25 protein-coding genes and 1 pseudogene are annotated in these 25,216 nt (G+C 44.2%); 1 reads left to right on the forward strand and 25 read right to left on the reverse strand.

Annotated features, from left to right (window positions below; all coding sequences use genetic code 11):
- Positions 1 to 30: 30 nt before the first annotated feature.
- The 13 genes from SSV_RS06710 to SSV_RS06775 all read right to left on the reverse strand — a co-directional run bounded on the left by SSV_RS06710 (position 31) and on the right by SSV_RS06775 (position 12,910).
- Positions 31 to 585 (reverse strand): hypothetical protein, encoded by a 555-nt coding sequence (locus SSV_RS06710; protein WP_072074194.1) that lies wholly within the window; start codon positions 583 to 585, stop codon positions 31 to 33.
- Positions 586 to 877: 292 nt separating this feature from the next.
- Positions 878 to 2,248: a 23S rRNA (uracil(1939)-C(5))-methyltransferase RlmD gene (gene rlmD / locus SSV_RS06715; RefSeq protein ID WP_072074195.1), complete on the reverse strand. Its 1,371-nt coding sequence runs from the start codon at positions 2,246 to 2,248 to the stop codon at positions 878 to 880.
- 84 nt (positions 2,249 to 2,332) lie between these two features.
- Positions 2,333 to 3,682, reverse strand: coding sequence for an LCP family protein (locus SSV_RS06720; RefSeq protein WP_072074196.1), 1,350 nt, complete (start codon positions 3,680 to 3,682; stop codon positions 2,333 to 2,335).
- A gap of 18 nt (positions 3,683 to 3,700) precedes the next feature.
- Positions 3,701 to 4,534, reverse strand: coding sequence for a prephenate dehydratase (gene pheA / locus SSV_RS06725; protein ID WP_072074197.1), 834 nt, complete (start codon positions 4,532 to 4,534; stop codon positions 3,701 to 3,703).
- Positions 4,531 to 5,007 carry a shikimate kinase gene (locus SSV_RS06730; protein WP_072074198.1) on the reverse strand — a complete coding sequence of 159 codons (477 nt, stop codon included), beginning with the start codon at positions 5,005 to 5,007 and terminating at the stop codon, positions 4,531 to 4,533. The genes pheA and SSV_RS06730 overlap by 4 nt, the downstream gene beginning before the upstream one ends.
- On the reverse strand, positions 5,000 to 6,283 hold the full coding sequence (gene aroA, locus SSV_RS06735; RefSeq protein ID WP_072074199.1) for a 3-phosphoshikimate 1-carboxyvinyltransferase: 1,284 nt from the start codon (positions 6,281 to 6,283) through the stop codon (positions 5,000 to 5,002). Before aroA ends, SSV_RS06730 begins: the two co-directional genes overlap by 8 nt.
- 130 nt (positions 6,284 to 6,413) lie before the next feature.
- Positions 6,414 to 6,752, reverse strand: a complete 339-nt coding sequence (locus SSV_RS06745; RefSeq protein WP_072074200.1) for a YlbF/YmcA family competence regulator — start codon at positions 6,750 to 6,752, stop codon at positions 6,414 to 6,416.
- Between the two features lie 18 nt (positions 6,753 to 6,770).
- Positions 6,771 to 7,877, reverse strand: a complete 1,107-nt coding sequence (locus SSV_RS06750; RefSeq protein ID WP_072074201.1) for a prephenate dehydrogenase — start codon at positions 7,875 to 7,877, stop codon at positions 6,771 to 6,773.
- A gap of 15 nt (positions 7,878 to 7,892) precedes the next feature.
- On the reverse strand, positions 7,893 to 9,059 hold the full coding sequence (gene aroC, locus SSV_RS06755) for a chorismate synthase (RefSeq protein WP_072074202.1): 1,167 nt from the start codon (positions 9,057 to 9,059) through the stop codon (positions 7,893 to 7,895).
- Positions 9,060 to 9,150: 91 nt separating this feature from the next.
- Positions 9,151 to 10,218 (reverse strand): 3-dehydroquinate synthase, encoded by a 1,068-nt coding sequence (aroB, locus tag SSV_RS06760; RefSeq protein WP_072074203.1) that lies wholly within the window; start codon positions 10,216 to 10,218, stop codon positions 9,151 to 9,153.
- 10 nt (positions 10,219 to 10,228) lie between these two features.
- On the reverse strand, positions 10,229 to 11,083 hold the full coding sequence (locus tag SSV_RS06765) for a shikimate dehydrogenase (protein ID WP_072074204.1): 855 nt from the start codon (positions 11,081 to 11,083) through the stop codon (positions 10,229 to 10,231).
- Positions 11,073 to 11,750, reverse strand: coding sequence for a type I 3-dehydroquinate dehydratase (gene aroD, locus SSV_RS06770; RefSeq protein WP_072074205.1), 678 nt, complete (start codon positions 11,748 to 11,750; stop codon positions 11,073 to 11,075). The genes SSV_RS06765 and aroD overlap by 11 nt, the downstream gene beginning before the upstream one ends.
- Positions 11,747 to 12,910: a class I SAM-dependent rRNA methyltransferase gene (locus tag SSV_RS06775; RefSeq protein WP_072074206.1), complete on the reverse strand. Its 1,164-nt coding sequence runs from the start codon at positions 12,908 to 12,910 to the stop codon at positions 11,747 to 11,749. The genes aroD and SSV_RS06775 overlap by 4 nt, the downstream gene beginning before the upstream one ends.
- A 250-nt stretch (positions 12,911 to 13,160) precedes the next feature.
- Between SSV_RS06775 and SSV_RS06780 the strand changes: the two genes are divergently transcribed.
- Positions 13,161 to 15,356, forward strand: coding sequence for an LTA synthase family protein (locus tag SSV_RS06780; RefSeq protein ID WP_072074207.1), 2,196 nt, complete (start codon positions 13,161 to 13,163; stop codon positions 15,354 to 15,356).
- Between the two features lie 53 nt (positions 15,357 to 15,409).
- Here SSV_RS06780 and pulA read toward each other — a convergent pair whose 3' ends face one another.
- From pulA to SSV_RS06845, 12 genes and pseudogenes are all read right to left on the reverse strand, one after another.
- Entirely contained in the window at positions 15,410 to 17,707 is a 2,298-nt protein-coding gene (pulA, locus tag SSV_RS06785) for a type I pullulanase (RefSeq protein ID WP_072074208.1), read from the reverse strand.
- Between the two features lie 23 nt (positions 17,708 to 17,730).
- Complete coding sequence (locus tag SSV_RS06790) at positions 17,731 to 18,681, reverse strand: diacylglycerol kinase family lipid kinase (protein ID WP_002906169.1); 951 nt, start codon at positions 18,679 to 18,681, stop codon at positions 17,731 to 17,733.
- Positions 18,682 to 18,690: 9 nt separating this feature from the next.
- Positions 18,691 to 20,649: an NAD-dependent DNA ligase LigA gene (gene ligA, locus SSV_RS06795; RefSeq protein ID WP_072074209.1), complete on the reverse strand. Its 1,959-nt coding sequence runs from the start codon at positions 20,647 to 20,649 to the stop codon at positions 18,691 to 18,693.
- Positions 20,650 to 20,863: 214 nt separating this feature from the next.
- The gene (tnpA, locus tag SSV_RS06800) at positions 20,864 to 21,289 is read right to left on the reverse strand and encodes an IS200/IS605 family transposase (protein ID WP_141640138.1); all 426 of its coding nucleotides are present in this window, start codon (positions 21,287 to 21,289) and stop codon (positions 20,864 to 20,866) included.
- 122 nt (positions 21,290 to 21,411) lie between these two features.
- Positions 21,412 to 21,600, reverse strand: a complete 189-nt coding sequence (locus SSV_RS06810) for a hypothetical protein (protein WP_002933180.1) — start codon at positions 21,598 to 21,600, stop codon at positions 21,412 to 21,414.
- A gap of 50 nt (positions 21,601 to 21,650) precedes the next feature.
- Positions 21,651 to 22,358 (reverse strand): annotated as a pseudogene (imm47, locus tag SSV_RS06815) (Imm47 family immunity protein).
- Between the two features lie 97 nt (positions 22,359 to 22,455).
- Complete coding sequence (locus tag SSV_RS06820) at positions 22,456 to 22,650, reverse strand: hypothetical protein (RefSeq protein ID WP_223322483.1); 195 nt, start codon at positions 22,648 to 22,650, stop codon at positions 22,456 to 22,458.
- A 50-nt stretch (positions 22,651 to 22,700) separates the two neighbouring features.
- Positions 22,701 to 23,144, reverse strand: a complete 444-nt coding sequence (locus SSV_RS06825) for a DUF4274 domain-containing protein (protein WP_002924193.1) — start codon at positions 23,142 to 23,144, stop codon at positions 22,701 to 22,703.
- 18 nt (positions 23,145 to 23,162) lie between these two features.
- Entirely contained in the window at positions 23,163 to 23,888 is a 726-nt protein-coding gene (locus SSV_RS06830) for an AHH domain-containing protein (RefSeq protein WP_231908363.1), read from the reverse strand.
- A 159-nt stretch (positions 23,889 to 24,047) separates the two neighbouring features.
- On the reverse strand, positions 24,048 to 24,257 hold the full coding sequence (locus SSV_RS06835) for a hypothetical protein (RefSeq protein ID WP_002924190.1): 210 nt from the start codon (positions 24,255 to 24,257) through the stop codon (positions 24,048 to 24,050).
- A gap of 38 nt (positions 24,258 to 24,295) precedes the next feature.
- Entirely contained in the window at positions 24,296 to 24,847 is a 552-nt protein-coding gene (locus tag SSV_RS06840; RefSeq protein ID WP_002924189.1) for an RNA 2'-phosphotransferase, read from the reverse strand.
- The gene (locus SSV_RS06845; protein ID WP_002924187.1) at positions 24,840 to 25,211 is read right to left on the reverse strand and encodes a hypothetical protein; all 372 of its coding nucleotides are present in this window, start codon (positions 25,209 to 25,211) and stop codon (positions 24,840 to 24,842) included. Before SSV_RS06845 ends, SSV_RS06840 begins: the two co-directional genes overlap by 8 nt.
- Between the last annotated feature and the right edge of the window lie 5 nt (positions 25,212 to 25,216).

A 25,216-nucleotide genomic window follows, 5' to 3' on the forward strand; every position in this document is an offset into this window, starting at 1 on the left:
ATAATTATCCCACTTCATAAATGCCTAAATCTAGACAGTGCGAATCAATTGTTCTAATTCTACTTCTGAAAGATGTCCATAATTGTATAGTTTTCTTAGTAAGGCCTCATCTACGGTAATTGAATAATAGTTAGTCACAAATTCACGAAATCTTTCAAAGCTATCAAAAAAATAGGATAATAACCATTCACCACCGTCCTGATCTTGGTAGGTTTTTTGATGCACTTGACCGTCATACCAAATAAAGAAAGTTGTTTCATCTTTTTGGTCTTCTGAATAAAGCTTTTGATACTTTTTATCCAGACCTTTATAAAATCCATCTATGATGTCTTGATTCCACTCGTCTGCAGCAAACTGGCTTAAACTATTTTCGTGATCAAAACCTTTTATGAGAATCAGTTGGTCAATCAAAATCACATCCAAAGAATCTCCGGAACCATTGTCAACAAGATAACGGACTCCATAGCTTTCCTTAGTCTTAACCACCAGTCGAAGCCAATCCTTGTTTGGATCTGTTAGATACTCATCAATGACGACCAAAGCATCTAAGCGAGTCTTTATCTTATCCCAATTAATCTTTATCATCTCTTTAAAACCTCCATGTTAAAAGCTAAAATTTATCAAGAACACAAGTTCTATACCTAATTGCTACGTAGCTAAACCGAGTCAACTGAGACATGCTCCGTTAATTAACCAAATAAATCATACTATCTATCTAACCTCCTAAAGAGGAACTTGCTATGAAAATTGATACTTTTGAGGGTTAACTACGTTTCTCAAACAAACACACACACTCAGCGGTTCAGACTTTCCGTATCATTTCGTCGGTTTCCCTCCTCATTCTATGAGTCCTATCCCTTGGGCGGAGCATCTACTTCTACTTCGCTGATGCCTCAGATCGTACAATCAGTGATACCGCCTCAACGTGATGCGTTTGCGGAAATAAATCCACCGGCTGTACTTTCTTCAACTCATATCCTAATTCTTGATAGAGTTTGATATCACGCGCCATGGTTGCGACATTGCAGGAGATATAAGTGATTTTTTTGGGCCCCATGCTGACGCTGGCTTTGATGAAGCTCTCGGTCAGGCCTTTTCTTGGTGGATCGACTAGGATAACATCCGCTTGGATGCCCTCTTTAAGCCAGTTTTGAATGGCTTCTTCAGCAGGAGCGCAGACATAGCTGGCGTTGGTAATGCCATTGATTGCCGCATTCTTTCGGCTATTTTCGACAGCTTCTGGAATCACTTCGACACCATAGACCTGCTTGACCTGCTTAGCAACAGAGAGCCCAATCGTTCCGATACCCGAGTAAGCATCAAGCACCACATCATCAGCTGTCAGTTCGGAAAAATCAATGGCTGTTTGATAGAGTTTCTCAGCCATTTCGGTATTGACTTGGTAAAAGGCCGGCGCGGCAATCTGGAAGTCGTTTCCCAGCATCTGGTCGGTAATGTAGTCTTGGCCATAAAGCGTTCGCCAGTCTTTTCCGAAAATCGCATTGCCCGGCTGGTCGTTGATATTCTGCATGATGGACTTTATAGCTGGGAAGGCTTCTGTCAAGTGCTCCACCAGCTGCTCCACTCGGAATATTTTAGGCCTAGTTGTGACCAATATTACCATGATTTCCCCTGAATAATGGCCACGGCGAACAACTAGATTGCGAATGAGTCCAGTCTTTTCTTGCTCATCGTAAGGTTTGAGGTCAAAACGACGCAGCAAATCACGTGTAAAAAGGATAACTTGGTCAATGACTGGGTCCTGAATATAGAAATCTTCAATCGGCAGGAGGTCATGGGAATTTTTCCGGAAAAATCCTGTTTCCAGCTGGCCATTGACACGGCGGACAGGCACTTGAGCCTTATTACGGTAACCCAGCGGCTGCTCCATACCAAGTGTCGGCGGTACCTCAACATCAGACAAACCAGCAATCTTATAGAGACTATCCTTGACCTGCTTGCGTTTGAAGTCCAGCTGAGCTGGATAGTTCAGATGCCCCAAGTCGGCAATCCCCGTACGTAGATAGGCCATATCAAGATTTTCATTGCGCTGGTCTGAAGTACGAAGAAATTCCTCCACCTTACCATAGCCAATCTTTTTGTTGACTTTGAGCACGCGCATGCGGATGAGTTCACCCGGCAGGGCATTTTCCACAAAGAAAACCAGGCCTTCTGCCTTGGCCACCCCTGCTCCCTCGTGGCTCAAATCCACGATTTCAACTTCAATCATATCATTCTTTTTTAACATATTTTTCTCTTTCTGCTTTATCGCTCTGCCATTTCCCAAAAGAAAAGGCAGGACATCGTCCTACCTTTCATTATATCATATATCTTATCTGAGACCCATTTGCTGCAGTCTTTCTTTATAGGCTTCAAAGTCAATCAATAGCCCTTGGCCACCATACATGTCATAGGTATCCACCCAGTCGCCATTTTCCGGAATCGTCAGGCGCTCAACTCCATTGCGGGAATCTCCTGCCATAGAGAGACCGTTAGTCAAAAGGAAACTGTAAGGCACATTGGTAGAAGTCAAGGCAAAGACCTTACCAAGAGCCTCTGATCCGGTAAAGAGCTTAGTCGGATCTTTGACCTGCTGGAAAACAGCTGTCAAGACTTCCTGCTGGCGGCGGGTCCGGCCAAAGTCTCCCTCGTCATCCTTACGGAAGCGAGCGTAGTTGAGCAAGGTCCGACCATCCATCTGCTGCTGACCGACCTTGATTGTTTGATTAGGCACCACACCGTCTTTCATATTCAAATCATCTGGCACTTCAACTTCAGTCACTTTCTCCCCATCAATCGTTGAGAACTGGGCATTCATGCTGACACCATTTGGGAAAAGCGTGTCAATAGCTGTCGCAAAGGTCTGGAAATCCACCAGTGCATAATATTTGATGTCCAGATCAAAATTATCTTTGAGCATCTGGCGGACATAGTCTGCACCGCGGTTGTGGTTTTGCTCACCAATCGTATAGGCTGAATTGAGCTTTTGGTCATAGTAATCTGCCTGCGATGGGTCTGAGTACTCATTGCTGACTCCATCGATGTGAATAAGGGTATCACGCATAAAGCTGACCAATTTCACCTTGTGGTCCTTATTACCAACATTCAAGACCATAATGGAGTCAGTCCGTGTCTCAGTTGAGTCATCACCAACCCGGCCATCTGTTCCGAGAATGAGGATATTCACTCCGTCCTTAGTATCCTTGCCGTCAAAGAATTCCGTTTCTGCTGGCTTAGAATTGCCATTATGAGCTGTCGTCAAGCCTTTGATAAACATGAAAATCATGCCCCCCAAGACCATCAGCAGGAAAATCCCTGCCCAAAGCAAAATCCGTTTCAAACGAATTTTTTTGCGGGGTTTCTTGGGCTTGTCTTGTCCCAGACCAGCTCCTTCCAGAGCTTCCGATGCCTTCTTTTGCCTTCTGCTGCGAGAAGAACGCTCAGGGTACTTGGGCAAGAGGCCAGAAGAATCCATTTCAACAGGCTCTTGCTCATAGGCGTCACTAACTGTATGCGGCTGCTCTTCATGGTCCGGCGCACTGGCTGAACTGCCAATCCCCTTGGACTTCTGACGCAAATAGTCAAATTCTTTCTTTTCTTTATCGTTTAGATAATAATAATTTTTATAGAGATAATCTAAGCGGAGCTGTTCATGATGGCTAAGATTTTCTGGTTTCTTCATCTCTTCTCCAATCTACTGCTACTGGTCCTGAATCAGAAACACACTGTAGCTACCAAAAATTTTATAAGTAATTCCAAGACTTGTCAACTCTTGATAGGCAAAATCCGACAATTTTTTCTGCTCGTTGTCAATGTCAATAATGAAAAAATACTCTCCCAGAGCCGTTTTTAGAGGCCGGCTCTCAATCTTGGTCAGGTCAATCCCACGCCAAGCAAAGGTCGACAAAGCCTTATAGAGGGCACCAGGCAGATTGTCCGGCAGGGTCAAGGCCAGTGTCTGCTTGTCTCCTGTCTTAACCAGTTCAAGCTCAGGCACCTCATGACCTAGAATCCAGAAGCGGGTATAATTTTCTTCCATTTCCTGAATGTCGCTGGCTGCTACTTTGAGCCCGTATTCTGCTGCAGCCGTGCGCGGGGCAATAGCCGCAAAATTCTTTTCAGGATGTTCTGCTACAAAACGAGCTGCATAGGCCGTACTAGCTGTCACCTCAATGGCAGCCTGCGGATAATGCTGGCGGATGTATTTCTTTCCTTGGGCAATAGCCTGCGGATGAGAAAATATCTTCTCGATCGGCTTCTCCAAATCGGTCACCAAGAGCTGCTGCTTGATGGGCTGTACAATCTCAGCCACTGCCTGAATGTCTGCCTGATGAAAGAGATAGTCCAAAGTCTCGTGGACACTGCCTTCAATGGAATTTTCCACCGGAACGACCGAGTAATCCACTTCTCTAGCCTCATAAGCCTTCATGACCTCGGTGATATTCTGATAGGACACCAAGTCCTCGCTGGGGAAAGCAGCTTGGGCTACATGGTGAGAAAAGGAGCCTCTGGGACCTAAAAATGCTATTTTCATTGAATTTCCTCAATAATTTCCTGCAGGCTTTTGAGCCTCGTATCGACAATCTGGGTCGCCACTTCCTCATACCAAGCCTGACGCTGCTCAAAAATTTGCTGTAAGTCTGACTTGCTCTGATTTAAGAACAAGGGCCGTTCCTGCTCAGCATCCTGCTGGATTCTCTGATAGAGCGTTTCAAAATCTGCTTTCAGGTAGATATTGTCAGCATTCTGAGCCAGCAATCTGCGATTTTCAGGGCTGACGACTACACCACCGCCAGTTGAGACGACCAAGTCCGTATCGATCAACTCAGCTAAGAGTTGGGATTCAGCAGCCCGAAAGGCCGCTTCACCATGCTGGTCAAAATAGTCCTTGATAGACATGCCTAGCCGCTGGCAGAGCAGTTCATCCATATCGACAAAATCTTGGGCTAAGCCTCTGGCTACTGTGGATTTTCCGGCTCCCATAAAGCCCAGCAATATCTTAGCCATGTATCAAGCCCTCCAAGTCGCTGAAGAAACTTGGATAGCTGGTCTTAATAGCTTCAGACCGCTCAAGTTCTACCTGACCACTTTGAGCCAACAAAGCAGCAATTGCCGTCATCATCCCGATGCGATGGTCTCCCAAGGTATTGATCTGAGCGCCGTGGAGAGGTGTTTTCCCTTCAATAATCATGCCGTCTTCCGTCGGGGTAATAGCTGCGCCCATGCTATTGAGCGCGTCTGCCACTACCTGGATCCGGTCGGTTTCCTTGACCTTGAGTTCCTCTGCATCACGAATGACAGTTCGTCCCTGAGCCTGCGTCGCCAGAAGCGCAATAATCGGCAACTCATCAATCAAGCGCGGGATAATCTCGCCGCCAATCTCAGTGCCCTTAAGCACAGACGTCTCAACGGTGATGGTTGCAGACTTGGCTACTGGATCGACATCTGACAGCGTCATCCGTCCGCCCATAGCCTCTATCACTTCTAGAATACCTGTGCGAGTTTCATTGATGCCAACATTTTCTAAAACGATCTTAGAGTCCGGCACAATCAATCCAGCTACCAGCCAGAAGGCCGCACTGGAAATGTCACCTGGAACCGTCACTTCCTGAGCAGTGAATTCCTGACCACCCTGAATGCGAATTTCCTTACCCTTGACCTCAATCTGCCCACCAAACTGGGCAATCATATCTTCTGTATGATTACGGGTGATTTCCTTTTCTATAATAACCGACTCTCCCTGAGCCTGCAGAGCAGCAAAAATCAAGGCCGACTTAACCTGAGCAGAAGCCACTGGCAGCTGATAATGAATAGACTTCAGTTCCCTACTGCCCTTCATCTTGAGCGGTGGTAAATCACGCTCAGTCCGACCAGCAATCTCGACTCCCATCTGCCGCAGAGGAATGGTCACCCGATCCATAGGGCGCTTGGATAGACTGTCGTCACCAAACATCTCCGCTTTGAAATCCTGACCGGCCAAAACACCAGAAATCAAACGGATAGACGTTCCAGAATTGCCCATATCCAGCTTATTTTTCGGTACTTGCAGGCCTTCAAATCCTACGCCATGAATCTTGACTAAATTTCCATCGTCCTCAATCTGCACGCCTAAGTCACGAAAAACCTGCATGGTAGACAGCACATCTTCTCCTCGCAAAATGTCGCGAACAGTAGTGACCCCCTTGGCCAAACTGCCAAAAATAATGGAACGGTGGCTGATAGATTTATCTCCAGGTACGCGGATACGGCCCTTCAGGCCTCTTACATTGGTTGATAATTTCATAGATGACCTCGTACTTTCCTTTGTTGCTTCTTATTTTATCATAAAAAGACCAGAAATTCTTAAAATTTCTGGAATCCTAGCCGCAGCAAAAAGAATCCAGGTATTCAGCCCAGATTCTTCTTTTTTTAGCTTACTTAAGCAAATCCTGCACCGGTTCAAAGATAATACGCTCAATGTCCGCCAGATAGATGGACAGTTGCTGCTGCTTATTGAAGAATTCAGAAAGAACAGCATTGCCCTGAATCTTCTCACCAAAGGAAGTCATCTTGTCCTGCACCTCCTGAGTCGGCACCTGACCAGTTTGAGCCAGCTGTTGCAACTCCTGCTGGAAAGCCAGATAATCTGTAAAAATAGCCTTCGCTTCGCTATCAGCATCCACTGCTTTCTTTCTTTCTGCGACTGCCTTGTACTCAGGTAAATCACGCAGATTTCTGCTCAGTTCATTGGCTAAATCATAAATATTTGACATAGAATTCTCCAATCTATATTAGTCTACGGACACTAGGTAATCCGTGTTTTCTCTTACTATTTTAGCAGATTTTTCCAAATCTTGGTGATTTTTAAAGGTGATTTGCAGAATACCATTGATATCTTCTCGGTTTTCCTCGTTGATACGAATATTGACAACTGAAATTCCGCGCAGGAGCTCCAAAATACCCAAAATCGCATCTTCTTCATCGGGCACCTCAATAAAGAGGTCATAAAAACTGTCCACACCAGCCCGTTTATGAATTTCCATCTGCTTACGGCTTTGCCGTCCTCGATCGAAAAATTCCCAGATAGCTGTCTCGTCCTTAGCCTCAATCGCTGCGGCAACCTTGTCTAACTGGTTTTTAAAATCTTCCAGCCGCTCCAAGATAGCTTGAGGATTTGTCAAGAGGATAGAGGTCCACATACCCGGCTCACTCTCCGCAATCCGCGTCATATCTCGAAAACCACCGGCTGCAAAAGACTGAGTCAGCTCATGCTCCTGACTATAAGCTGCCGCTTGCTCCATAAGGCTGGAGGCTAGGATATGCGGAAAATGGCTGATTTGACTGGTCACTCGGTCGTGCTCAGCTGCATCCACCTGGATAAAGCGGGCATGAAGACCACTTAGCAAGTCTTTCATTTTCTCAAGCGTACCAGGCTTGGTCAGGCTAGAGGGCGTGAAGATATAATAGGCATTTTCAAAGAGAGTGACATGGGCAGCCTTGGCTCCGGTCTTGTGACTTCCGGCCATAGGATGAGCTCCGACAAAGCGGACGGGCTTATTCTTCAGGTACTTTTCTGCTGCTGCCACAATCTCTGCCTTGGTCGATCCAGCATCTGAGATGATAACATTTTCCTTCAGTTCCAGATCTGATAGCTCCTTGATAAATGCTATGGTCTGCTTGATGGGCACAGCCAGAATAATCACATCAGCCAATGGAGCAAAGGCGGCAAAATCATCCGTTACCCGGTCTACCATTCCACGTTCCAAGGTAACTCTGCGCGATTCTTCACTGCGATTATAGCCAAGAATCTCTATCTCAGGATGAGCTCGCCTGATTCCCAGAGCTAAGGAAGCTCCAATCAGTCCCAGGCCTGCGATATAGACCGTTTTTCTCTCCATGCCAACTCCTCTCTTCTAAAAGTTCTTGACAAATTCCCGATGGCGAGCTACCGCATCCTTTAGTTCTTCCAGATTGTCCGAAGAGAACTTCTCCAAGACTTCGGTGGCTAAAACTGTCGCCACCACACTTTCCATAACTACACCCGCCGCTGGCAGAGCCGTAGGATCGCTCCGCTCCACTGTCGCCTTATAAGGCTCGTGGGTCTCAATATCCACACTCATCAGTGGCTTGTAAAGGGTTGGAATGGGCTTCATAACACCGCGCACTACGATTGGCTGACCATTGGTCATACCGCCCTCAAAGCCGCCTAGATTATTGGTCCTGCGAGTGAAGCCATCTTCCTCGGACCAGAGGATTTCATCCATGACTTGACTGCCCTTGAGACGGCCGGCTTCAAAGCCCACGCCAAACTCAACTCCCTTGAAAGCATTGATGGACACGATTCCCTGAGCAATCTTGGCATCCAGCTTCTTGTCCCATTGGACATAGGAGCCCAGACCAACCGGAACACCGCCAACGACAGTCTCAATGACACCACCGATAGTATCCCCGTCTTTCTTAATCTGATCAATAAAGGCCTTAATCTCTTCTTCGCGCTCGGGATTGACAATGGAAACCTCTGACTGGGCAGCTCTTTCCTTGATTTCTGCTACAGTCAGGTCGTTCGGCACATCAATATCAATGCCACCAAAGGTTACGATATGACTGGTCACCTCTACACCAATTTCTTCCAGCAAGCGCTTGGCTACTGCTCCGACTGCTACACGCATGGTCGTTTCGCGGGCAGAAGAACGCTCCAGAGAATTTCGCAAATCATCAAAGCGGTATTTCATACCACCAACCAAGTCAGCATGGCCAGGGCGTGGTTTGGTAATCTTGCGCAGCCCTTTTTTCTTTTCATCCACATCTGCCGCGCTCATAATCTCCAGCCACTTCTGATGATCCAGATTCGTGACATTGAGGGTAATCGGACCGCCCATGGTCAAGCCATGCCGAACACCAGATGTAATCTCGACTTGGTCGCTCTCAATCTTCATGCGGGCACCACGGCCGTAACCACCCTGACGGCGCTTGAGCTCAGCATTGATATAGTCAGCGGTCAAAGGAAGACCAGCTGGCACTCCCTCAATAATAGCTGTCAGACGTGGTCCGTGCGATTCTCCTGCTGTTAAGTATCTCATACATTTTCTCCTATTTCTGGGATGGAAAGATATGGACAACCTGTCTATTTATTATCCAAACTGTCCAATCGTCTTAAACTCCATCTGGCACTTATTTCTTCAGAAATTCTTTCATCTCTTCCAGCGGAATCTGGTGAATACTAGCCGAACCCAGCTCAGGCACCAGTACTAGCTTGATAGAGTTGCCTCTAGCCTTCTTATCATGGGTCAGTGCCTGATAGAGAGCATTTTCATCCCAAGGCTGGTAATCCACTGGCAAGCCAAACTTCTGACACATGCGGATAATGTCTTCTGTGATTCCGGCTGGCATGAGGCCTTTCTTTTCAGCGACACGAGAAACCTGTACCATGCCAATCGCCACAGCTTCACCGTGCATGACTTTTCCGTAGCCTGCTGTCGCTTCAATAGCGTGCCCAATAGTATGGCCGAAGTTCAGATAGAGGCGGACGCCATTATCCAGCTCGTCCTCGACCACAATCTTACGCTTGACATCGCAGGAATGGTAGATGATGCTCTCTGCATGCTCCAAAATCGACTCTGGACTGCCATCCATTTCTGACATCTCATCCCAGAGTTCCTTATCCTCAATCAAGCCGTACTTGACCACCTCGCCCATGCCTTCAATCAATTCCCGCTGGCCCAAGGTCTGCAAGACTTCAGGGTCAATCAGAACTCCGTCAGGCTGGGTAAAAGTCCCGACCATATTCTTGGCCCAGGGTGTATTGACACCTGTCTTACCACCGATAGAGGAGTCCACTTGAGCTGTCAGACTGGTCGGAACCTGCACGAAATGAACGCCCCGCATGTAGGTCGAAGCGGCAAAGCCTGCCAAATCACCAACAACGCCGCCACCCAAGGCAACGATCCCGTCGCTGCGAGTCAGACCAACCTTGACCAAAAACTCATAGACTTTGTTGACAGTCTTTAAGTTCTTGCTGGCTTCACCCTCCAAAAAGTCAAAGACAAAGGCTTCAAACCCAGCCGCTTCCAAGCTCAGCTTGATCTTTTCCGCATAGAGTCGAGCCACTCGATTGTCCGTGACGATAACTACCTTCTGAGGCTGCCAAAGCTGACTCAGCCAACTTCCAGCCTGAGATAAAGACCCCTTTTTGATGAGAATATCATAGGGATGATGCGGGAGATTCACATTCAGTTTCATAAGCGCCTCCTTATTTATACAATTCTTCTAAACACTGCCAAATTTCCTGACTGGGCATGGTTTTGCCAGTCCAAAGCTCAAAGGCTTCTGCTCCTTGATAAAGCAGCATACCAAGTCCATTGACCGCTGAGACATTTTGATTTCTGGCCCATTTGAGAAAGGGCGTTTCAAAAGGTTGGTAGATAACATCCGCAACTAAAATCTGGCTGGGCAGCTCAAGCTGTTCAGGCAGGGGCATGCTGATACCATCCATGCCTAGACTAGTTCCATTGACCAGAAGGTCTGATTGATTGATTTTATCCTGCAAACTATCCGCATCTTCCAAAGTTAGTACCTGGATACGACTCTTGGTTTGATGGCTGATAGCTGCCATTTTGCTGACAATCTTCTCATAGGAAGCCTGTCGAGTGAAAACAAAAATTTCCTCTGCCTTGTCCAAAGCTGCTTGAGCAATAATCGCTGTCGCTGCTCCACCTGCTCCCAAAATCGTCATTTTTTTGCCCCGAATAGCAAAAGAAGGCAAGCTCTTAAAAAATCCCTTGCCATCTGTGTTATAACCAACTAAAATTCCATTTTTATTCACAACGGTATTGACTGCTCCGATAAGGCGGGCGCTGACATCAAGCTCGTCCAGATAAGGTATCACTTCCTGCTTATAGGGCATGGAAAGATTGACACCAAACATATCGTATCTGCGGATATTTTCTATACTGGCCTGCAGATCCTTCGCTTCTACTTCCCAAGCTAGATAGACACCATTGACACCAGTCTTTTCAAAAGCCATATTGTGAATAAGAGGAGAAATACTGTGCTTAATTGGCTTGGCAACCACAGCAGCCATGCGGGTGTGGCCATTAATTCTCATTCAAAATCTCCTGGATTTTCTTCATATTGCTCAGAGAAATCTGACCAGGTGCTGACGCCATCTCCTGACTGGCAAATGACCAACTGGAACCTGTCAAATCAGCCGCAATGCGTGAAATCTTGCCGACTTTTCCCATGGAAATGGTGACAAAATCTTGCTCAGGATTCAAAGTCTTGAAACCGCGAGTATAGTTCATCAAGTCCAACACATCCTGCTCATTGTGAGCCATGACAGAAACCTTGACCACCTTAGGGGTCAGAGAAGTCAGCTCAGACAGGATTTCCATCATATTTTCAGGCGTCTCCTCAAAGTTGTGGTAGCTCAGCACCAGATTAGGAAACTCCAGCATTTCTTCAAATTTCCCCTTGTGAGAGAAATATTCAAAGTCGATATAATCCGGCTGGTAAAAACCGGCTACTTCCTTGATGAGAGCTACGTATTCATCATCGGATAGTTCGATTTCTCCGCCTTCCTGACGGGTCCGCAAGGTGAAAATCAATTCACGTCCAGCAAATTTTTCAAAAATAGCTGGCGCAACATTTAAAATGTCATCCTTGGCAAAAAATTCTGCCCGCCACTCAATAATATCTGCTTCTTCATAGCGTGATACATCAATTTCTTGAGCTTCTTCTAAACTCTTGGGCATTACAGAAACGACTAATTTCATTGGTCCACCTTTATTGTAAATACCTTGAGGTAATTACTGCTCCCGTCTTTTTTATTATAGACAAAGTCTGCTGGCAAGCCATACTCCGCAAGATAGCGGTGCTTTCTGCCGGCAAAACCTTTTTCAATTTCTTGTTTAAACTTACTTTTGGAAAGATTAGCTGCATTGGTACTTAAAATCATGATTCCCTGAGGATTCAAGATTTCCAAAGCTTGTGCAACCAAACGATGATAATCTTTAGCAACTGAGAATGTCCGCTTCTTATTTCTAGCAAAGCTGGGCGGATCTATGACAATGACATCAAAACTTAGATCGTGACGCTTAGCGTACTTGAAATAATCAAAGACATCCATCACCTGAAAGCAATGCTGATCCAGTGTCAGACCATTGGCCAGAAAATGAGCTTCTGACAGCTCACGGCTGCGCTTGGCCAAATCAACTGATACTGTCTGACTGGCACCGCCCATGGCTGCTGCCACTGAAAAAGCAGCTGTATAGGAAAACATATTGAGTAAACTTTTACCAGCAGCCAGACCATCTACCAGACTGGCACGCACATCGTGCTGATCCAGAAAGATACCGGTCATGAGCCCCTCATTCAAAAAAACCTGATAGCGAACACCGTTCTCCAAGACTGTGAAGGTTGCTGGCGCTTCTGCTCCGTAGAGATGGGCTGATTCGTAGTTCAAACCCTTGAAACGAATCTTTTCATAAGCTCCCTGAATTTCTGGGAAAACCATAGCGAAGGCTGTCAGAATCTGATCCTTGATAGCAAAGACAAAGTCATTGTACCAAGAAAAGAGCGCAAAATCATTGTAGAAATCCACTGTGAAGCCACCGAAGCCATCCCCCTCTTGATTAAAGAGTCGAAAGGCTGTCGTGTCAGACGAATGGAAATAAGTAGAACGTCTGCTCTTAGCCTGCTCAAAGAGGTCTTGAAAAAAAGCAGGATTCAGCTCTACCTTCTTCTGGGAAATCAGCCAGCCTACTCCTTTATTCTGCGGAGAGAGATAAGCTGTGCCTAAGAACTTTCCCTGACGGTTTTGCAGCTCCACACATTGATTCTGAAGCGAAAGAGCGCCAAAATCCTTTTTATCTAATAAAAGAATGCCCTTTCTCAGTTTTTCTTCTGCCTCTTGAGTAACAGTAAGTTTATTCATAAATTATATTATACCAAAGATTGTGAAAATTCTCAAAACATATTTTACATTTGAGTTAATAAAAGATTTCACAAACAAGTGCAAAACGACTATAAACCTCTCCATAGAGAGGATAAGGCTTTTATAGAAATATTACAATTTCACCGATTTAAAATATCTCAAATGCGGCTCAAATTTTCCTTAACTGGAGAAATTATGTTATACTTAGAGGAGAAAATTTTTAGGAAATAAGACAAGGAAGTAACTTTTTGTGAAAAAAATAACCAAGAATTTACTCAACTTCATGAGTACAAGACTAGGTTTTGTCTTGATTTTACTGATCCTCTATTGGATAAAAACCATGTGGGCCTATACGATTGATTTTAACCTTGATATTCAAGGTGCCTATCAAGTATTTTTAGCTATTATCAACCCTTTCCCTATCAGCCTCTTGCTGCTAGGACTAGCACTTTATGTAAAACGAACTAAATTATTCTACAGCCTAGCCTTCGGAATCTATCTGCTCCTCTTTGCTTGGCTGGTATCTAACTCCATTTACTACCGCGAGTTCAGTGACTTTGTCACAGTAAACACTATGCTAGCTTCTAGCAGCGTTTCAGCTGGTCTTGGGGAGGCAGCACTTGAACTCTTCCGCCCTTGGGATATTCTTTATCTGATTGATTTCCCGATTTTGGCCTTCTTATTCTTTAAGAAATACATCCGCATGGATGACAGGCCTTTCAATAAACGCGCCAGCTTTGCTGTGACATCCCTGTCTGCCATGCTATTCTCAGCCAACCTTTTCTTGGCTGAAATTGACCGGCCTGAGCTCTTGTCACGTGGATTTTCCAACTATTATGTCGTTCGGGCTCTGGGCTTGCCAGCCTTTCTAGGTTACAGTGCTAACCAGACATATACCGCCAATCGCGAGCGCTCCAAAGCTTCTGAAAAAGACTTGGAACCAGTAACAGAATATATCCAATCCCACTATGCGGAACCAAATCCAGAATATTACGGGATTGCCAAGGGTCGCAATGTCATCTACGTCCATCTGGAAAGCTTCCAGCAGTTCCTGATTGACTATAAGCTGCAGGCAGATGGGAAAGAGTACGAGGTGACACCTTTCCTCAATTCCCTCTACCACTCCAATTCGACTCTGGCTTTCTCTAATGTCTTCAACCAGGTCAAGGCTGGTAAGACTTCTGATGCTGAAACCATGATTGAAACTGGGCTCTTTGGTCTCAATCAAGGCTCCTTCATGGTTAACTACGGCGGTACCAATACCCAGCAAGCTGCACCTTTTATTCTTTCCAAAAACGGCGACTATACTTCTGCTGTTTTCCATGGAAATACTGGAAGTTTCTGGAACCGCAATACAGCTTACAAGCAATGGGGTTATAACTATTTCTTCGATGCGTCTTACTTTACCAAGCAGGACGACACCAACTCCTTCCAGTACGGCTTGAACGACAAGATTATGCTGAAAGATTCCATCAAATATCTGGAACACCTGCAGCAGCCTTTCTATGCTAAGTATATCACGGTTTCCAATCACTATCCTTACACAACTAGCTTGATTGGCGACGAGATTGGATTCCCTCTGGCTAAGACCAAGGATGAAACCATCAACGGCTACTTTGCCACTGCCAACTATCTAGATTCTTCTGTCAAGGCCTTGTTTGACTATCTCAAAGAATCCGGCCTCTATGACAACTCTATTATCGTTCTCTATGGGGATCACTTTGGAATTTCCCAAACCCGCAATCCTAACTTGGCCCCTCTTGTAGGCAAATCCTCTGAGACTTGGTCTAATTATGACAATGCCATGATGCAGCGCGTGCCTTACATGGTCGTGGTGCCTGATATGGACAAAGGAAAGATCATTGATACCTACGGCGGTCAAGTGGATATGCTGCCAACATTGGAGCATTTGCTGGGCATTGACTCTAAGAACTACCTTCAAGTTGGACAAGACCTGCTGTCATCTCAGCATCAGCAAATCACAGCCTTCCGATCCAGCAATAACTTTGTCACTCCAAAATACACTAGCTTCAACGGACGGACCTACTACACCCAGACCGGTGAGGAAATTACCAATCCTGACGAAACCATCAAGAAGGAGCTGGATGAGATTCGCAATGCTGCCAATACTCAGCTGAAGATGAGTGACGCTATTCAGACCGGCGACTTGATTCGCTTCTACAAGGGAAATGACTTAGGCAAGGTCAACCCTAAAGATTACTCTTATCTTAATTCAATGAAAGCCTTATTGGCTATTGAAAAGGAAAAAGGTGACCAATCAACCAGTCTTTACTCTAAACGAGGCAATGTCTCCACTGTGGACCTCTTTAATTCGCCAAGCTATCGTGCACTGCATCCAGAGCAGTTCCAAACTAGCAGCAGCGACGAAGACAGCAGTCAGGAAGACTCGAGCTCTTCCAGCTCTAGCTCCACAGCCAATCCATAGATAGCAAAAGCCTTAAGTCCAATGGACTTAAGGCTTTTCTTGTAGCTAATAACTTATTGAATAACTTCAAAAACAGAAACCGTCAGATTTTCAACATAGAAAGGCTTCTTATGACGGCTATTGCCCACTATGAGACGCAGCTTATCTGCATTAGGCAGATAATAGGGCAGGCCGCTGGCATTAAATATGACTTGATAATGCTTGTCATCCTTAATCTCAAAGATAATCAAACCACTGCCCTGCTCGGCTGATTGGACAAAGACATGCTTGTAAATATCTTCATAAGCCTGATAAGAAAAGGCCTTGCAGCTTGTCTTGAGGCGAATGATGTCCTTGATAAAATCAATACTCTCTTGATGGTCCTGCAAAATATCCCAATTCACTTGATTGACTGCATCTGGCGCATTGTAGCTGTTCATAGCCCTTTCGCGATCGCTATGCAGGACTTGGCCGTCTTCCCCCGTAGCTACAAGCTTAGTACGAGAAAATTCCTGTCCAACCTCCATGAATGCCATACCTTGCATGAGGAGGTTCATAGCAGTTGCCAGCTCAATACGCTTGGTGCGAGTCAGAACATCATCGTCGGGATGCAGCTCCGCAAGCAAATCATGTAAGTTGAAATTGTCGTGAGCCTCCACGTAGTTAAGGACTTGATCAGGACTGTGATAGCTGCCTAGTTCCCTGCTGCCAAGGATAGACTTAGCGACGATATCCTCCGTCGCCTGACCACTAACAAAACCAGCCTTGATGCCACCATAAACTTCTGCACCTTTGACCGCATCCCGCTCTGTATCATTGAAAAATCCAATCCGCGGCAACTGATAAGCATTGTCCTTTTTGGCTTTATCTTCCGGTCTCAGACCCGTTCCCATATCCCAGCCTTCTCCATAGAGCAGGATTCTCGGATCCACCTCATCCATAGCTTGACGAATGGCATTCATCGTTTCTACATCATGAATTCCCATCAGGTCGAAGCGGAAGCCATCTACATTGAACTCCTTTACCCAGTAGAGCAGAGAGTCAATCATAAACTTGCGAAACATCTCATGCTCGCTGGCCGTCTCACTCCCCACTCCGGTTCCATTTTGGAAAGAGCCGTTAGGATTCATCCGATAGTAATAATCTGGTACCGTAGCTTGGAAAGCAGAATCATAGGTCGAGTAGATGTGATTGTAGACAACATCCAATGTCACAGAAATCCCCGCATCATGGTAGGCCTGAATCATCGTTTTCAAATCACGGATGGCCTGCGCTGGGTCAGCAGGATTGCTGGAAAAGCTCGTCTCCGGAGCATGATAATTCTGCGGGTCATAGCCCCAGTTGTAGATTAGCTCTCCATTTTCATCATAGTCCTTGTGACGGTCAGAGACAGGCTGAAGCTGGACGACATTAACGCCTAAATCACTGATATAGTCAAAGCCTGTCTTTTGCCCTTGATGATTGGTAGTGCCTTTTTGAAAGGCTCCCAAGAAGGTCCCGCGCAGCTGACTATCCACGCCTGAAGTCTCCGACTTGGTCAAATCCCGAATGTGCATCTCATAAATCACTGCTTGATTTGGATTATCCAAGCGCCAGAAAGCTTCTTTGCCTTGCAGAACTTGAAAACCAGCTACTTCTGTCTCATCCGCTCCAAGAATCGCTGAGCGCTTGCCATCTGGACTGGTCGCAATGGTATAAGGATCGCGAGTATAAAAATTACGGTATTCAAAGCTAACATGATAGTGATAAGTTTTGCCGGTCAAGTCTTCTGCTATTTCAGTTGACCAGACACCGATGGTGTTTTCCTTATGGTCTTGAGAATATCGATCTCCTTTTTGCATTGGGAAGATTTTATAAACAGGAGCTTGATTGGCAGCTGATTCATAGACTACTAGTTCTACCTTCTTAGCAGTCGGTGCCCAAACTTTGAAAGCATGTGCACCGTCCGTCTGACGGTGTCCCAACCAGCCTTGATAGCCCCAGCACTCATCAAAGTAGTCTGTTCTCAGGGCCATATCAAAGTTATGCGGACGCCGGCGTGAATACTGGTGACTTGTCGTTGCAGCCTGCAGGGAATAATAAACTTGAGCATCTCCCTCAATCAGCCAAATTTCCGTCAGCAGATGAGGAGGTAATAAATCAATATGATAGTCACATGACTGGCTAGACCAGTCTGAACGTTTGATAATCACATGAGCGTGATCTAAGGGCTCCCAGGTCTCAAATGATAATTCTCCCTGAATACCAAAATAATCAAGTTTGGAAAAGGCTGCTTCCTTTCCCCATTGGTTTATTTGCCACTGCCACATATCATAGGAGAAATAATCTCCAGTAGGATTGTGGTAATGGACTAAGACTTTATAGTCTAGCATGTTCTTTCATCTCTTATCTAAAATTATTCTATTGAAAGGGCTGTCTGACTGATTTCATCAATATTGGCAAAAAATTCCAAATGTCCGTGCAGCACCTCTAGTTCAACAGGTGTATCGCCGCCATATTCTCCATCCAAATTCAGCATAAATGGACCTTTTTTGTCTAAAATTTCTAGCTGCAGCTTGCTTGTTTTGAGGTATTCTACATTGATATCGCCTACGTGCTGACCGCCATTGATAGCCTGCATCATCAGACTCAGCATGTCAAAGAGATTAGCTGTCTTGACCAAAATCAAGGTAAAATTCCCATCGTCTAATTTAGTGTCTGGCGCTAGCTTTTCAAAACCACCGATAGAGTTGGTCAGAGCCGCAAACATGAGCGAAATCTTCCCTTCAAAGACACCATGGTCATGCTTGATACGGACCTTGCGGAACTTAGAGCGAGGGAGCTTTTTTGCTCCTTCTGCGACATAGGCAAAGTAACCTAGGCGGGATTTGACTTCACTAGGGACACTGTAAGTCAGCTCTGTTAGGGTTCCAGCTGCCGCAATATTGATAAAATACTTGTTACCATAGGCTCGGCCAATATCCATCTTAATGGTCTGGTTCTTTTCGATGATGCGGGCTGCCGCTACGGGGTCTCCCATGGGGATCTTCAGAGCACGCGCATAATCGTTGGTTGTGCCAGTTGGAATAAAGGCCAGTTTAGGCCGTTCATCCAGATTCGCCACGCCATTAACTACCTCATTGATGGTACCGTCACCGCCTGCCGCAATAATCAAATCAAATCCTGCTTTTGCTGCTCTTTCAGCTTCTTTTTGAGCAGAAAGAGGCGCTGGAGTGGTTTGGTAGGCGCTGGTTTCATAGCCCACATCCTCCAAAACATCCAAAACTTCCGCTATATTTTTCTTAATAATTTCCTGTCCCGAAGTCGGGTTATAAATCAATCGTGCTCGTTTAATCTTATCCTTCATACTTCAGCCTCATAAGCTATCAAGCCAGTCTTCATCCCGAATTTCAATTCCTAACTCCTGAGCCTTGGCTAGCTTGCTGCCAGCATCTGCGCCAGCCACTACCAGATCCGTTTTTTTAGAAACAGATCCAGAAACATTAGCACCCAAACTCTGCAATTTTTCTTTAGCTTGATTGCGGGTCAATTTTTGTAATTTACCAGTCAAAACAACCGTCATACCTGATAGGGCTGCATCAGCCGCTGCCTTTTGTCCCAGATAGTCTAGATTCACACCTGCTTCCTGCAGCTCCGCCAAAAGAATCTGAGAGCCTTCCTGCTCAAAATAGGTATGTAAGCTTTGGGCAATCACAGTTCCAAGGCTGTCAATAGCTGCAATCTCTTTTTGGCTGGCCTGAGACAGCTTAGGGATATCATGGAATTTCTCCAGCAATATCCGACTGGCCTTGCTTCCCACATGGCGAATCCCCAAACCGAACAAGAGGCGTTCGGCCGAGTTCTCCTTGGAAGCTTGAATAGCAGTATACAATTTATTTGCTGATTTTTCCTTAAAGTTCTCTAGTTCTAGTAAATTTTCTACCGTCAGCCGATAGATTCCAGCCACATCTTTAACTAGATTTTTAGCAAAGAGCTTCTCTACCACTGCTGGACCAAGGCCAGTAATATTCATGGCATCCCGGCTAGCAAAGTGAATCAACCCCTCCTTGATTTGGGCTGGACAAAGAGGATTGATGCAGCGCAGAGCGACTTCATCTTCAAAGTGTACTAGCTCACTCTCACAGCTCGGACAGTGACTTGGTATTTCCAGAGGCTCCTCTGAGACACGCTTGGACTCCACCACTCGCAAGACAGCAGGAATAATATCACCCGCTTTATAGACGATAACGGTGTCTTTCTGACGAATATCCTTCTCTGCAATATAGTCCACATTGTGCAAAGTTGCTCGGCTGACAGTCGTTCCCGCTAGCTGCACTGGCGTCAGATTAGCCGTCGGAGTCACAACACCTGTTCGACCGACTGTCCAGTCAACATACAGAAGTTGGGCTTCCTTTTCCTCAGCTGGAAATTTATAGGCGATAGCCCACTTAGGTGCCTTGACAGTAAATCCAAGCTCCTCTTGCACCGCCAAGTCATTAACCTTGATAACAATACCGTCAATCTCATAAGGAAGACTGTCCCGCTCCTGAGCAATATTTTCGATAAACTCCCAAACTGCTTCGATAGAATCCGCCAGAATATGAGTAGGATTGACTGAGAAGTCCAAATCCGCCAGCTTGTTTAAGACGGCTTCTTGGCTGCCAACCTGAGTCGGACTGGCTTCTTGGTATAGGAAAGTCGCTAGATTGCGCTTGGCCACAACTGCTGTGTCCAGCTGCCGCAAGGTTCCTGCTGCTGCATTTCGGGGATTGGCAAACTCAGGCTCACCATTCTCCTGCCGCAGCTGATTGACCGCATCAAAGGAAGCCTTAGGCATGTAGCACTCTCCTCGAACGGTAATGTCCAGCGGTTCTTTCAAGGTCAGTGGAATATCCTTGACCCGCTTGAGGTTTTCAGTGATATTTTCACCAACAGAGCCATCCCCCCGAGTCGCTCCTGCCACCAAGATTCCCTTTTCATAGGTCAGGGAAATAGAGAGCCCATCAATCTTGAGTTCACAAAGATAAGAGACCTGAGGGAATTCCTTGCGAATCCTTTGGTCAAAGGCTATTAATTCTTCACGTGAAAAAGCATCCTGCAAACTAAAGAGAGGATACTGGTGTGGATATTTTTTAAATCCTTCTAAAATCTTCCCTCCCACCCGATGTGTCGGACTGTCAGGCAGGATATCGGTTGGGTACTTTTCTTCTAACTCCGCTAACTCACGATAGAGTCTGTCATACTCGCTGTCCGATACACTTGGCCTGTCTGCCGTATAATACTCATGGGCATATCGGTTGAGCAATTCTACTAATTCTGACATTCTTTCTTTCATACTTCTATTTTATCACAAATACACAAAATCTTCCTCTATTTGTTCCGAATTCTTCCTAAAAAACAAAAGGACATCATAACCACCCGTCTAACGGGTGGTTTGTCCCAGGGCTATAAGCCCACATCACCAGCCAGCGCCTAAAGACGCTGGCTTTCACTTTGTTCAAGCCTCATTGCTCTTGACTCGTAACAAACCTCTCAAAGAGGTGTTTGCATTACTTGCCACTATCCCTAAAGGGATCCTCATATTCTTTTTCACTCAATTCATCCAACGCTATATCATGCTTTTCCTGCTCTTGGATATATTTCTTAATGGTGGCTTCATTAAGGCCTACTGTACTCACGTAATAGCCTTCCGCCCAAAAATGTCGGTTCCCAAACTTATATTTTATATTGGCCTGCTTATCAAACATCATGAGTGCACTTTTACCTTTTAAATACCCCATAAAACTAGAAACACTTATCCTCGGTGGAATACTTACCAACATATGTACATGATCTGGCATTAAGTGTCCCTCAATAATTTCAACGCCTTTATAACCACATAATCGGTGGAATATTTCACCCAAACTGTTTCGATATTGATTATAGATGACTTTTCGTCTATACTTAGGTGTAAACACACTGTGATATTTACACATCCACTTTGGGTAGTGTAAAATAAGTTGTGTAAACACAAAAAGGAATAAATCCGTTATAGTAGAGTTGCGAAACATTACTAGAAAGAGATTTATTCCTATGACACAGTTTACTACAGAATTGCTTAACTTCCTAGCCCAAAAGCAAGATATTGATGAATTTTTTCTTTTCTTTCTTCCAAACTATCTGACAAAAGTGCTTCTTTCCAAAAATCTGGAATTGGGGCATTTAGAATATTTGCTTTATCTGTTACAATTTCTACTTCTGAAGAAGTTAAAGTATACTTGTTTAAAAATTCTATTTTATCTGTCATTTACTCTACCCCACTGCAAAAAAGAGGACGTCCGTCCTCTTAAAACCTTACTACAAGTTGTAGCCATAAAAATATTTTGTACTTTTTTTCCACTCTTTTTGAGCCAGAAAGTCTACGTATTCTTGAGCTTTCCGTAAATCTTGCTCGCTAACTTCCTGTCCATATTCAAGTGGAAAATGATAACCAGATAAGACTGAAAGAAGACTTGGCTAGATAAAAAGAGCGAAACGTTCCTTTTGGTTAGCCGCCATATACAAACGCTGGAAGATGATTTTTGTTAAATCACCAAGAAAAATCGGTCCCTTTTCATAGTAATAAAGTCTTTTATCAACTGATTGGACTTTATCCAAATAATACTGTCCCACTTCATCAAGGTCGGCTTTTTCACCAAGAACATCATAGTAATCTAGATAAGAGTCTAAACTATCACGAATAGCAACCGCTACATCTGTATCTTCCCAATCCTCCCATAAAGCTAGCAAATAAGGGATGACTTCATGAGACAGACTGTTAATCGCGCTTGAAGCAAAAGTTAAAGCACCAAGCTCTGACACATTAGCTAAAAAATTCAAATTTTGAGGATTTTCTAAATCTTCGTGAGTACAGACTGAACAAAACAAGCGAATACACAGATTAAGCACGGCATCGTCTTTAGTGGTATTCATCAAGTCAATCAAAAGATTTTTTACAGAAAAATCTCCTTTTTTGAGCAATTCAGCAATTAACAAGATACAATCTTTTTCATCTTGTACTTGCACTAATTTTTCTCTCAATTCTTCTACTGAGAGAGCTTATCTCACCGTACCATGAACCTGTTAGTAATATATTTTTAACCATTAAAAACTTTACCCAAAATCATCGGTTTTCTGTGAATATCTTTTCTAAACCTTCAAAAATGACATCCCGCAAGACTTCGTTATAACTGTCATACTGACGCATGGCTTGAATTTTGTCAAAAGCGATTTTAATCGTGCCGTCCACCAAAATCGTAAGCCCAGCAATTTCCTCATCTGACCCCTCTTTCCCGAAAGTGTCATTTAAAATAATCAATCGTCTATTTTCTTCCATTTCGCAAATATAATACGATATATAGCCTACTTTTATAAAGTTACACGGACATGCTCTCCGTCAACTCCGTCTAGAAATATCGTCGGTAAATCTGGATGTTGTTTTTTCAACTTAAATTTCTGCACTTTACTAAGTTCAGGCAAATAACCAAGCTCTCCGTCAGGAAATTTGTTCTCACATAAATCTTTATATAAAGACGTCACAAAGTCTTGCCAAACTGGCGAGGAATATTCTCCGAACCCCTCGAAAAGGAAACGGTAGCCGTCCGCTCTATCAAATGCCAGTAGCGCTACAGCGTTAGTACAAGCAGGATTGTCAAGTACCGCTTGCGGAAGGTCAAAGCCACTGTCCCAGTTATAATTGTCTAACAAGATGAACAGTTGTTCGGAGCTATTTATACTTTGAACTTGTTCTAGTGCTCTTGTTATGTCTTCAGAGAATAGAATATTTGTTAAAAATTTCATGTTATTAGTCATAAAATCATCCTTCAATAATTAGTCTAAATTTTTCATAAATCTTTCCCAAAGTTCGGCGGTTGCGCCAAATTTAGGATATAAAGGCAGACCCTTATCTTGCAGTATGCCTAATTTTCTTTGTAACTCTTTAACCTCTTTTTGCAACATTGCAGGAGATTGATTTACATCAATATTATCTAACTGTGCACGAACAAATTCATTATACGTGGAGTGATAACCTCTATGTCTTGATAATGGACTAACACTTGTAGTATCTACCGAATCTGGCACAGGCAAAAATTTCCCATTACTTGCATCATCCAAATCCATACCCATTTTTTGTATAACAGGGTGATCAGCCATATCTGCCGGAATGATGTGTTGGGCTTGATAACCAGTCCATTTTTGCCCCCTACTAAGCCCCATATCTTCCATCATATTTTTACCTAGTTTAGTTGAACTACCGCCTGTTACAACTCCATCTTGCCCAGGGATAACTCTAGGTGTCTGTTGTGATATTCCTTTATCGCTATTTGGATTATCCACCTCTTCTGGCTTCTGCACCTTCTTGCCAGCGTCAGGGGTGACTTCGGGTTGTCCGGCTTTGGGTAGGTCGGGCTCTTGCGCCTTGACCTTGGGAACGGCACTGGCACTAGCTGCCGCAGCGTCAATGTCTGGTTTGACCTTGGTTTCCATTTCTGGCTTGACCTTGGTCGGATTGACTTCGGCCGGACGACTGGTTTCGATGTCTGGCTTCTTGCTCACATCCACTTCTTTTGGACGACTGTTTGGTGACGCCACCTCGCTCGGCTTGAGTTGTTAATCTCGGATTGGATTGTCAATGTACTTGTTTAAAATTTCCATTTTGTTCCCCTACACTTTCCAGTATAACAAAAAAGAGGACTAACGTCCTCTTAAATAAAACTATGACTCCCTGATTTCAGCCAATCCACGAACAATAGCATCTTGAATTAAGTCTAAGGTTGAATTATATCCTTTTGTTTCCTTAAGAATATCTGTCACGTCTTTGACAACACCGTCAACAATGAGAGTAATGCCCTCTACTGTTTCTCCGCTATCGCCCTTTTCAAATTGTTCTGTCATCATTGTCATTTTCATTGATTTATCGGACATTCTTTTCCCCTTTCTTTCTATTTCTACTCATAAAAAGATTATTTATCCTCAATAATAGAAATATACTCACTAGGAATTGGCTCAGAAAGCCATATATCTTCATTCCCAATATAAAATTTTACACCATTTTCCCAAGCAGACTGGGCAGCAACTTCTAAAATGATAGCTCTGTCATCTCTTCTCAAAGCTACCTGCTTTGCTGTACTCACATCAGAAGACAAATGAACATACTGCCTTTCTTTTGGAATTAGCCCAGTTTGTAAAATCTGATTTAAAAATCTTTGAACTGTTCCATGGTATAAAACTTTCGGTGGTTTATTGGCTGTTTTAGATAATTTGTCTTTTATTGAATGTCCATAAAAAGCCCTAATCTTTTCACCTTTTATTTCATGACGCTTTTTGTCAGATAGTTCTATCATTGTTTCAAGGTCATCTCTTGTAAGTCCTTTCCATAAAGGAGTTTCTGATAATTTATGTATTAAATCATCAACTGAACACCACCCCTCCGAGTCCAGCTTTATACCATATTTATCTGGATTATGTCTTAATATATAGGATACTTCTCTACTAAGTTTTGTATAATCAAACAAGCCTTTCCACCTCAAAACTATCAGCAATTATTTGAAAGAAACCTGAGCCGTCTAGGTAAAAAGCATAATGATTAGGAGACCAAAACGCATAGTCCCTTTCATTTGCTTCTTTTAACTCCGCTAATCTTTTAGAATTTTCAATTTTAATGACTGTATCATAAGAACCCTCTGTTATTCCAAATTTTGAGGATGTCCGAGTAAATTCCAAGACTGATTGAAATTTTAGTAGAACATCACTAAATTGTTCCTCATCATCATAACCTGAAATCCGAATTGCAACCTCCAAACCTGTTATCTGAATTTCAGGCTCTTTTTCTAAATTTGAAGAAAACATAGGTAAAACATATTCTGTTTTGTATGTCATATTTA

Origin of the sequence: Streptococcus sanguinis, from assembly GCF_001078705.1 — a bacterium.
Classification (GTDB): domain Bacteria; phylum Bacillota; class Bacilli; order Lactobacillales; family Streptococcaceae; genus Streptococcus; species Streptococcus sanguinis_D.